We start from the raw sequence: 9,731 nt of genomic DNA on the forward strand, positions 1-9,731 counted from the left end.
GCGCGCGGGTAAATGCGAGGGGAGGGGGGCCGGTGTTTCGAGCTGCGGGGTGTGGGTGGGACCGGGTTCGTATGGAGGAGGGGGCGACTGTAAATGTGCGGGGAGATGCTTAGGGTTGGGAGACGATGCGTCGAGTTTTGGGAGAGGGAAGCTGCGGGGAGGCGTATGGAGCGAACGCGGGAAGAGGAGTCGACGAGGTTGGGGACGGGGGCTGCGGAGGCTGGCGGGGTGTTGGCGCGGGCGTGGAGTGGGGAGGTGGATGAGGTCGCCGGGGCGCTGGGGGTTGATCCGGAGTTGGGGTTGAGCTGCGAGGAGGCGAAGAAGCGGCTGGCGGAGTACGGGCCGAATCAACTGCGGGAGATCAAGGGGAGGTCGATCTGGAGCATTCTTGTCGATCAGGTGGATGACCTGGTGATCTTGTTTTTGATCGTGACGGCGTTGGTCTCGATGGTGCTGGGGTTCTGGGTGGAGGGTGTGGCGGTGGCCATCGTGGTGGTGATCAACGGCGCGCTGGGGATGGCGATGGATTTGAGGGCGCGGCGGTCGATGCGGGCGTTGCGGGAGATGGAGGAGGCGTCGTCGACGGTGGTGCGGGAGGGGAGGTCGTTGCGGGTGGGGGCGCATGAGCTTGTGCCCGGTGATGTGGTGCAGGTTGATGAGGGGGAGGTGATCCATGTGGATGTGCGGCTGGTGGAGGCGAATCGGTTGCAGGTCGATGAGGCGGCGCTGACGGGGGAGTCGTTGCCGGTGGAGAAGCGTGTGGAGGCGGTGGGGCCGGAGACGACGTTGGCGGAGCGCAGCAGCATGCTCTTTAAGGGGACGACGCTAAAGCGGGGGACGGGGCGCGGGGTGGTGGTGGCCACGGGGATGGCGACGGAGCTGGGGGGGATCTCGGCGTTGGTGGAGGGGGAGGAGGAGGGAGAGACGCCGCTGGAGCATCGGCTCAACAGGCTGGCGAGTCGGTTGATCTGGGTGACGCTGGGGCTATCGGCGCTGGTGGTACCGGCCGGCGTGCTGACGGGAAAGACTCTGCAGGAGGTGGGGATGACGGCGATCGCGCTGGCGGTGGCGACGGTGCCGGAGGGCTTGCCGGTGGTGGCGACGCTGACGCTGGCGCGGGGGATGTTGCGGATGGCGGATAAGAACGCGCTGATGCGGCGGCTGGCCAGTGTGGAGACGCTGGGAGCGACGACGCTGATCTGCACCGATAAGACGGGGACGTTGACGGAGAATCGGATGGTGGTGCGGTGTCTGGCGCTGCCATTGGGGGAGGTTGTGGTCGAGGATGCGGAGGAGGGGCGCCGGGCGCTGGGAGGGGGAGAGCCGGGAGCCGTCGATGAGGTGAGTGAGGCGCTGGAGATCGGGGTGCTGTGTACGAATGCGTCGATTGGTCACGGCGGGCGGGTGATGGGGGAGCCGATGGAGGTCGCGCTCTTGAGGCTGGCGCGTCAGCAGGGGGTGGATGTGGAGGGTATGTTGGAGCGGATGCCCGAGGTGCGGGAGGAGGCGTTCGACTCGGAGGTGAAGATGATGGCGACTTATCACCGGGTGGGGGAGGGGCGAGTGAGGGTGGCGGTGAAGGGGGCGCCGGAGGGGGTGCTGGCGGCGTCGACGCGGTGGCGGGTTGAGGGGGAGGAGCGGGCGTTTGATGCGGGGGCGCGAGAGCGCTGGCAGCGGGAGAATGAGGCGATGGCGCGGCGCGGGTTGAGGGTGCTGGCGCTGGCGTCGCGGGAGGTGGAGGATGCGCAGGTTGAACCTTATGAGGAGCTGACTTTTGTGGGGCTTGTGGGGTTTTATGATCCGCCGCGCGAGGAGGTGCGCGAGGCGATCCGGGAGTGTGCGCAGGCGGGGGTGCGGGTGGTGATGATCACCGGGGACCAGGCGGCGACGGCGCGTAGCATCGCGGCGCAGATCGGGCTTGTGGCGTCGGATGATGCGGAGGTGGTTCACGGCGCGGAGCTGCGGGCGCCTGAGGCGCTCTCGCAGCAGGAGCGGGAGCGAGTGCGGGGGGCGTCGATTTTTGCGCGGGTGAGTCCGGAGCAAAAACTCAACATTATTGCGCTGCATCAGGAGGCTGGCGAGGTGGTGGCGATGACGGGCGACGGCGTCAACGATTCGCCGGCGCTGGCCAGGGCGGATATCGGGGTGGCGATGGGGCAGCGGGGCACCCAGGCGGCGCGGGAGACGGCGGATCTGGTGCTGCGCGACGACCGCTTCAACACCATTGTGTACGGGATCGAGGAGGGGCGAGTGATTTTTACGAACATTCGCCGCTTTGTGGTGTTTTTGTTGTCGATCAACTGGGCGTCGATCGTGGCGATTGTGGTGGCGTCGCTGGTGGGTGCGCCGCTGCCGGTGACGGCGTTGCAGATTCTGTATTTGAATGTGGTGACCGATGTCTTCCCGGCGCTGGCGCTGGTGGCGACCGGCGGCGCCTCGGAGCTGATGCGTCGACCGCCGCGTTCGCCTAAAGAGTCTATACTGACCGGGCATCACTGGGGGGCGATCGGGGTGTACGGGGTGGTGATCGCGGCGGCGGTGTTGGGGGCGTTGGCGATCGCGTTGCAGGTGCTGGGGTTCGAGTTGGGGCGGGCGGTGACGGTGTCGTTTTTGACGTTGGGGTTTGGGAAGGTGTTTCACGCGTTGAATATGCGGGATCTTTCGCCGCGGGGTGGTGATAGCGGCGCGCTGATCAGCCCGGTGATGCGGAATGGCTGGGTGTGGGGGGCGATCGCGATGTGCGCGGGGTTGCTGGCGATGACGGTGTATGTGCCGTGGTTGCGGGAGGTGTTGGAGACGGTCAATCCTGGGACTGCGGGGTGGGGGTTGGCGGTGGGGATGGGGGTGTTGCCGCTGGTGGTGATTCAGGCGGGGCAGGCGGCGGTGTTGGGGGTGAGGGGGCGAGGTTGAAACCGGCCGTTTTGAGGCCGTCCGAGGGAAGGACATATTACCGACCGAGAGAGGGACGATAGGCAGGTATGACGCGGGTTTTAGCGGGTTGGCGTGAAGGGTTCAGGTCGGCATAGGAGAGGCTGGGAGGCGACTTCGCTGTTCGGACCGGTGAGGGGGGCGAGAATGGGGGCGGAAATGCGCCGAACGCGGGTGTTTTCGCCGAAAACGGGAGGGGTTGTGGGGTGCGTGGTCGTCGGAACTCAGGGTGGTGCGGAGGGGTAGGCAGAGGTCCGCGCATCATGCGTGATCATTGCATGAGAAGAGGCCGTCGAACCGGGATGGAGCGTCGCGGTGCAGTGGGTTCTACATCGTGCAGGCCATCCCTGCCTCAGGCGCGTCGGGATCCCGGCACTTCACCGGAGAATTGCGGCGCAGCCAGACCGTGCCGCAGGGGAACTCGACGCGTTTTTTGCCTTTGAGCCAGCGCTGTCGCTCGTGGTCGTAGGCGGTGAGGAAGGCGCGGTGGCGGGCGATGGCTGCGACCAGCAGAGCAGCGTTTCTGGAGGCGAAGCGCGGGTTGATTTTTGAGCGGCGTGAGGCTGTTTTGGGTTTGCTGAGGGGCCTGGTTGCCAGAACCTTCTCGACGCCGAGGACCTGCCGATTCTCGTTTTCTCGCGTGGTAATGAGGTCGTCTTCGGCGTCTGCGAGGAGGGCTTCGAAGTGTGCCGTGAGTGTATCGAGCGACGATGCGTCGAAGCCCGGGGGAGGTTGGGGTGTGAACCTGGCGAGCTCCGGTGATTTTCGGCCGAAGTAGACGTCGGGTTTGGGGATATCTATCGATGTTCCCCAGTCGCAGGGGAGGATGATGGCGCCGGGCCACTGGTGGGCGCGCTCTACAAGGTTGGCAGCCGCCGGGTTGAGCCAGGTGTAGAGGAGCTTGCGCTCCAGGGCGTCGCGATCGAGCAGCAAGGTTTCGCGGTAGGAGCCGCCTTCCCAGAGGTAGTCTTTGCGACCGAGATCCTCGTTTCGTGCTTTGGTGATGAGGCACATCGCGTCGCGCATAAACTCGCTGCGACGCCCTTTGACGTCGGTGATGATCAGGTGGATGTGGTTGGACATGACCACGAGCGCATGAATCTTGATGTCGTAGGTTTGCGCGGCGTTGGCGAAGACATAGAGCGCGATGGCGTTCATGGTGCCGTCAGGGCGCAGGTAGAACGTGCGGTCGAAGCAGCGACGGGTGATGGCGACGACCTGGCCCGGGAGGTGGCGGCGGGGGCGAGTCATGTGTGGTCTCCAGGTGAGGGTGGTTGAAGCTCCTGGAGTTGTTATCGGGGGCTGTGGCGGGATGTTGCGTGGGGGGAACGAGATTTTGGTGGAGGTGAGGAGGTGGGTGGGGAGAGGGAAGTGTGGATCAGGCGCGTAAAATGGGGAGGTGGTCCGTGTCTCGGATGGACGATGTTAAAGTTGGTCAGGTGACTGAACGCTTACGTTTTAGTTTTCGGCGATTATTCGAAACTGAAGTCCGCTAGGAGCTTGCGAATGTGTTGCGTGATCGGAAGGTCATGATCTTGCCAGTAATTTGCCCAGTAATTTGCAATATCTGGGAACTCTACGAGCGTCGATGAGACGGAACTGATGACCCGTTGAACCGTGTCCCCAGGAGTTGAATCTTCGACTGGTTGGCGAACGGCGATCCACTCGTCGAGCGAGGCGAGTACAAGTTCAAGAAGGCAGATTCTCTCTTCCCGATCTTGGGCCGCGATCAGTGCATGGAGAAATTCGTCGACGCGGTCTGCGTCAGAAACTTCGATGGGCCAGTCCTGCATGTTCATGTGCCAGGGAAGGCCAAGTTGTGCGGCGATTTTGGCTTCGACTTCATAATGTGCGTAGTTTGTTCTCATTGGTGTGAAGACTCTCGTGCGGGCGCGTTAAGGCGCGTTTAGGGATCGGCTTGAGGTGGGTTTGCGCCATCATTGCTGGACGATGTTCGTGTCTCGGACGGATTAATGACCCGTTGGATGTGCGATCTGGGAGCTTATGAGGGGGGGCGTACGATGGTTAAGAAGTAGGGCCGGTGCTCCCCAGACGTTGGCTCGAGCATCTGGCGGGCGACGCGTTGGCCGAGTTCGCTGGTTAGCTCGGCGGTTCGAGCGGTCACTTCTGTGCGCCACGTTTTAAACCCGCCAAACACCGGCCAAACGCGCGACTTCCGGTGCCAGCTTCCTGACTGCGAGGCCTGGATCAACGCGCGATTAAAGCCGGGGAGTTTTTTCGGATCGCCGCTCACGACGGAGTCGTACTGAAGAGCCAGGCCACGTTGAGCGGCTATGTTGGGTGGCCATGATTGATAGCGAAGGGGAAGGAGCGCGACCGAATCGGGGAGTTGACCTTCGAGTAGCGCAGCGTGCAGGCGGTCGTGGCCGTCGAGGAGTATGTAGGCGCCGAGCGAAGAGACGTAGAGGAGGAGTAACGGGGGCAGCGCTCCCTGGCGTGCTCGTTTACGCCACATTTTGACGCGGCTGTCGTCCTGATCTCCAAGTGTGCGTAGCCCGATGACGGAGGTGCGAACCGGTCGAGCCTCCCAGGCTTCGTTGAGGGTGAAGCCGGGCTCAGTGAGCGAAAAGCGAGGGAGTTCCAGGTAGGGAAACACACCGCGCGATGAGAGCGAAAGTTCGGCAGGTTGTTTTGTGCCGAAGAGCGTACGGACCCACCATTTTCCGGGGTAGAGAGGCGAGGAAGAAGAGTTCCGCAGCGCATGAATGAAGTACTTTGGCCAGGCCGAGTCGGGGGCCGCTGCCGATGCCGTTCGTTGGACGTCGCGGATTGCGGCGGCAGTAATGGGCTCGATAACCGAAACATCGCCGGGGGCGGCACGGAGCATCAGGCTTTTTTCCCACCTGGGATCGAGAGTGCACCACAGTAGCGGGCGATCTTTATGCACCAGACGCAAACCATACAGAGTACGTTTTGATCGAAGGGAGCACGTGGTGAATTCCATGCGCAACGGTGCGTTGCCGCGCATCTCTGATGTCGGGACAGTGAGGAGCAGTCCTTCGGTGCTGTGGTCGAGGTAGCGAAAAGATTCGTAAAACATCGGGGCAAGTCTCGATTCATGTGCCTTTGGGCCGGATCGTTGGGCTAAAGATGAGGGTTGGGTTCTACGAGGTCAAACGAGGCTGTTGGCGTGGAGTGTCTCGTGCGTGCACTGGTGATAAAGAGGTGTCGAACAGGTGCGTGGTTGCTGGATTTGGTCCGTGTCTCGGACAGTCATTGGGGAGGCGCGCCTCAGCCGGGATGATTGAGGGGAGGTGTCGGGGGGCTGAATGCCGGATCCCCGCGTCATTGCTTGACGATGTTCGTGTCTCGGACGGTCGTGGAGGCAGTCGGATTTGGGCGATCAGGATCGCTTCACCAACCACCCGCCTTTCTGTCGTTTCACCAGCTTTTGCATCTCGAGGGCGATGCGGGCGTGGCTGATGCGTTGCTCGACGAGGAGGCGTTGGAGGCGGTCGGCTTTGCGACGCCGGTAGATGGCGTCGAAGCTGTCCAGGGAGCGCTCCAGTCTGGCGAGGAGGCGAGTCAGGGGGGAGTCGGCGGCGTTGTCCTGGTCGTCGGGGAGGGCGTTGGAGAAGCGGGTGTGGGCCAGGGTGGCGAGGTGGGACTGGGCGCGCTCCAGCAGGGCGCGCAGGGGGGCGGAGAGGTTGCGGGTGGTGTGCCAGCGATCGAGGGTTTCAAAGCAGGCCAGGGCTTCGATGAGGCCTAATGAGGAGGCGGTGGCCAGGAAGATGAGCTCGTCGCGCAGGGCGTTGTCGTCGGCGTTTTCCAGGCGTTGGATGCGGGTTAGGGTGTTGTTGAGGTCGACCCAGCGGTATACGAAGTCGAGGCCGGTGCCTTTGATGTTCTGGGTGCCCAGGAGCTCGACGGTGCTGTTGGGGGCGGCCTGGCGGGCGGCGGTGAGGATGATGCCGTCGCCGCTGGTGGAGGGATCTTCGACGGTGTGCACGATCTGCCAGAAGCGCTCGGTGTAGGTGGCGTGGAGCTGGCGGTGGAAGGACTCGGGGGTGAGGGTACTGGCGAGCACCTGATCGAGGCGCTTGTGGAGGGCGTGGGCGGTGATGGAGGTGGTGAGCTCGCGGAGGAAGGCGTCGCGGGCCTCGTGGGGCTCGGCGTGGGTGAGGTTTTCGACCGGGGAAACCTGCGATGGCTGGCTATTTACGGGGATGATGTCCGTGTCTCGGACGGGTGAAAAGGTGGTGATGGCGGGGTGTGAGGCGAGGGTTTTGAGGGTCTGGGGGATGGAGGTGAAGTCGGTGCTGAGCTCGTCGATGAGGGCGGGCAGGGCGGCGTGCAGGGTGTTGAGGGCGGCGTCGGGCAGAGGAGGGCAGACCTCGAGCATGTGGCGCAGAGAGGCGATGAGGGCGTCGGGGGAGCGGCGGGCGAGGCGGACGCGGCTGATGATCTGGTCGAGGCGGCGGTGGGCGCGGGCGGGCTCGGGGGTGAGGTTGTCTTCAAAGACCAGCTGGTTGGCGAGGTAGGCTTCCAGGGATTGGGCCATGTAGGTGCGCAGGCCGCTTAAGTTGGTGCCGATGAGGATGTGGCCGTCGCAGATGACGTCGCGGACCAGGATGTCGGCGAAGACTTTGGAGCGGGCGATGCGGTCGTCGCGGTTGTTGACCACGGTGAAGATCTTGCGGTGGGGCTCGGTGCGGGGATCGATCGTGTCGAGGCCCGTGCGGGTCCAGTTGTTCATGAAGCCGGCGCGTTCGTTGGCGGAGCAGCCGTTGATAAAGGCCAGGTGACGGCCGAGCAGGGTGACCCGGGGGTAGGTCTTGAGCACGCCGAGATCGGGGACGACGTGGTCGGCCATGGCGAAGATGGCGTATTCGGGGTCAATGCCCAGCTCGCGGGCCATGCGGGCGACGAGCGCGATGTTGCGCGGGTGCTCATCGTAGGGGAAGCGGGCGAGCTGGGCGTCGGGGATGAGGGTTTCATCGTCGTGTCCGACGACGATCAGCGGGGCGCCTTTTTTGCGGGCGGTCTCCTCGAAGATCGGCAGCATCTCGCGCTCGGCGGTGATGGTGGTGCGCCCCGGGGGGATGAACTGGCTGATGGTGCGGGCCACATCAATGCCGGCCGGGCCCTGGATGTCTTCGTGGTCGGGGTAAGCATTGGTCAGGGTGATGAGATCGTCTCGCATCCAGTGGGACTGGAGGATGTCGACGTAGCGGGGGTTGAGCGCCATGCACTCCCACATAAAGACGTCGGCGCCGAGGTCGCGGCCCAGGCGCAGCATGTCGCGTTGCTCCCAGATCGAGGCCTTGTCGTAGGGCCGGTAGATGAAGATCTCGCGGGCCTCCTGGCGGCGAGCGGCGTGAATGAACATGGCCTCGCAGCCGGTTGTTTTGACAAAGACGTCGTAGCCCATGCCGTGGAGCAGGCCGGCTTTGAGGCGTTCGGTGCCGCTTTTTCCGCGGGTGCCCCAGCCGCCGATGGAGAGGGGGATGTCGTTTCGCCAGCGGTCGAGCTGGTGGCGAACGATGAGCATGCGCCCCAGAAAGAAGGCCACAATGAGCGTGAGCACCAGCGCGAGCTCCTGGATGCGGGCGCCGGTGCGGTCGAAGAGCTCGGTGAGGTGTCGGGCCGGGTTGGTGTGCAGGCGTTCGGCCAGAAGCTCCAGGGGGCCGGCGATGGCGAGGAGGTGCAGGGAGGCGGGGGCCGGGTCCGGGGTCGTCCGGGCGGTGGCCTCTTCGGGGGTGGGGGATTCGGTGGTGAGCTGGGGCAGCGGATCGCGGGCCTCAAGCTGGCGGCCGAAGTCGGTGGCGGCGATGAGCTCGCGGATCTTCCGGGGGGTCGGATCGTCGGGCAGATGCGGGCGAAAGGTGATGGTGCAGCCGAGCTCTTTTTCGACGACGCCCAGGTATTTGCCGCGCTGGTCGGCGTCGCTGCCCTTGATGGTTGCCAGGCGAAGTTCGTCTAGGTCGCTGTAAATGCTGGATATTTTGAGGAGGTTTTTGAGGCGGCGCGCGCGAGACTTCGGCGGGCTCAGCGTGGTGAGGCCCTGGGGTGTGGCCAGCATGATGGGGTGGGCGGATCGCTGGGCGTCGAGCAGATCGTCGACGAGGGGGATGTAGCCGCCCCAGCCGCCCTCGGAGTTTACCTGGCGGCGTTCGCCGGGGACGGTGGTGGGGGTCACTTCTCCGAGGTCGGCCGGGTGGGCGCGCAGCCGGCCGGGGTAGACGCGGGCGCGGGTGTGGTCGAAGCCCTGGCGTTTGTTGGGGGAGGGGTTTCGCAGCTCGTGGAGGTAGCGCCACAGCCTCGGCGCGTAGCGCTCTCCGCGGGTCACCTTCCAGTGGGTGCGGCGCTCGGTGGCGTAGAGGCCAAAGCCCTGCCGGGCGGCCAGGGCCATGGCGCGGGCCAGGCGCGTGGTGGCGAGGGGCTTGGCGAGGCGCAGGTGTTGGCCGGGGTGCAGGGCGCTGAGTCGGCCGGCAAGTTCGAGGGTGGACGGCGCGGGCGCGTCGGTGGGCGTGTCGGCGTCGTCGGTCGCGTCGGTGCCGATGTCCAGGGCGGCCAGGTCGAGGCGAAAGCCCGCCAGGCGGTTTGCGACGGCGGCGTCATGCTCAAGCTCCAGCCTGTCGGCCAAAATCTCGCGCAGGCTGGAGGTGGCGTTTTGGGCGAGCTCGGGGTGGGAGGTGCTCAGCTCGCGCAAAAGGGGCAAGAGCGCGCCGAGGGTGGTCTGCAGGACATCCGGGGAGGGTTCGGCGCGGACCATCCGCGCCAGGATGGCGGCGGCGCGCGCGGCGGCCTGGCCGCCCTGGCGAGCGGTGGCGGTGAGGGCG

The 9,731-nt window shown here is 64.9% G+C and carries 5 protein-coding genes; 1 reads left to right on the forward strand and 4 read right to left on the reverse strand.

All coding sequences use genetic code 11. The annotated features are described in order from the left end of the window. Positions 1-165 precede the first annotated feature (165 nt). The gene (locus FRC96_RS06880) at positions 166-2,910 is read left to right on the forward strand and encodes a cation-translocating P-type ATPase (protein ID WP_230469956.1); all 2,745 of its coding nucleotides are present in this window, start codon (positions 166-168) and stop codon (positions 2,908-2,910) included. A gap of 345 nt (positions 2,911-3,255) precedes the next feature. Here the strand turns inward: FRC96_RS06880 and FRC96_RS06885 are convergent, their stop codons facing one another. The 4 genes from FRC96_RS06885 to FRC96_RS21865 form a co-directional block, all read right to left on the reverse strand. Then, entirely contained in the window at positions 3,256-4,179 is a 924-nt protein-coding gene (locus tag FRC96_RS06885) for a transposase (RefSeq protein ID WP_146973769.1), read from the reverse strand. A 221-nt stretch (positions 4,180-4,400) separates the two neighbouring features. Continuing rightward, complete coding sequence (locus FRC96_RS06890) at positions 4,401-4,796, reverse strand: hypothetical protein (protein WP_146973770.1); 396 nt, start codon at positions 4,794-4,796, stop codon at positions 4,401-4,403. 134 nt (positions 4,797-4,930) lie between these two features. After that, positions 4,931-5,989: a hypothetical protein gene (locus FRC96_RS06895; RefSeq protein WP_146973771.1), complete on the reverse strand. Its 1,059-nt coding sequence runs from the start codon at positions 5,987-5,989 to the stop codon at positions 4,931-4,933. 303 nt (positions 5,990-6,292) lie between these two features. Continuing rightward, a partial coding sequence (locus FRC96_RS21865; protein ID WP_230469957.1) for a hypothetical protein occupies positions 6,293-9,731 on the reverse strand: 3,439 nt, incomplete at its 5' end.

The organism is Lujinxingia vulgaris (assembly GCF_007997005.1).
In the GTDB taxonomy this organism is placed as follows: domain Bacteria; phylum Myxococcota_A; class Bradymonadia; order Bradymonadales; family Bradymonadaceae; genus Lujinxingia.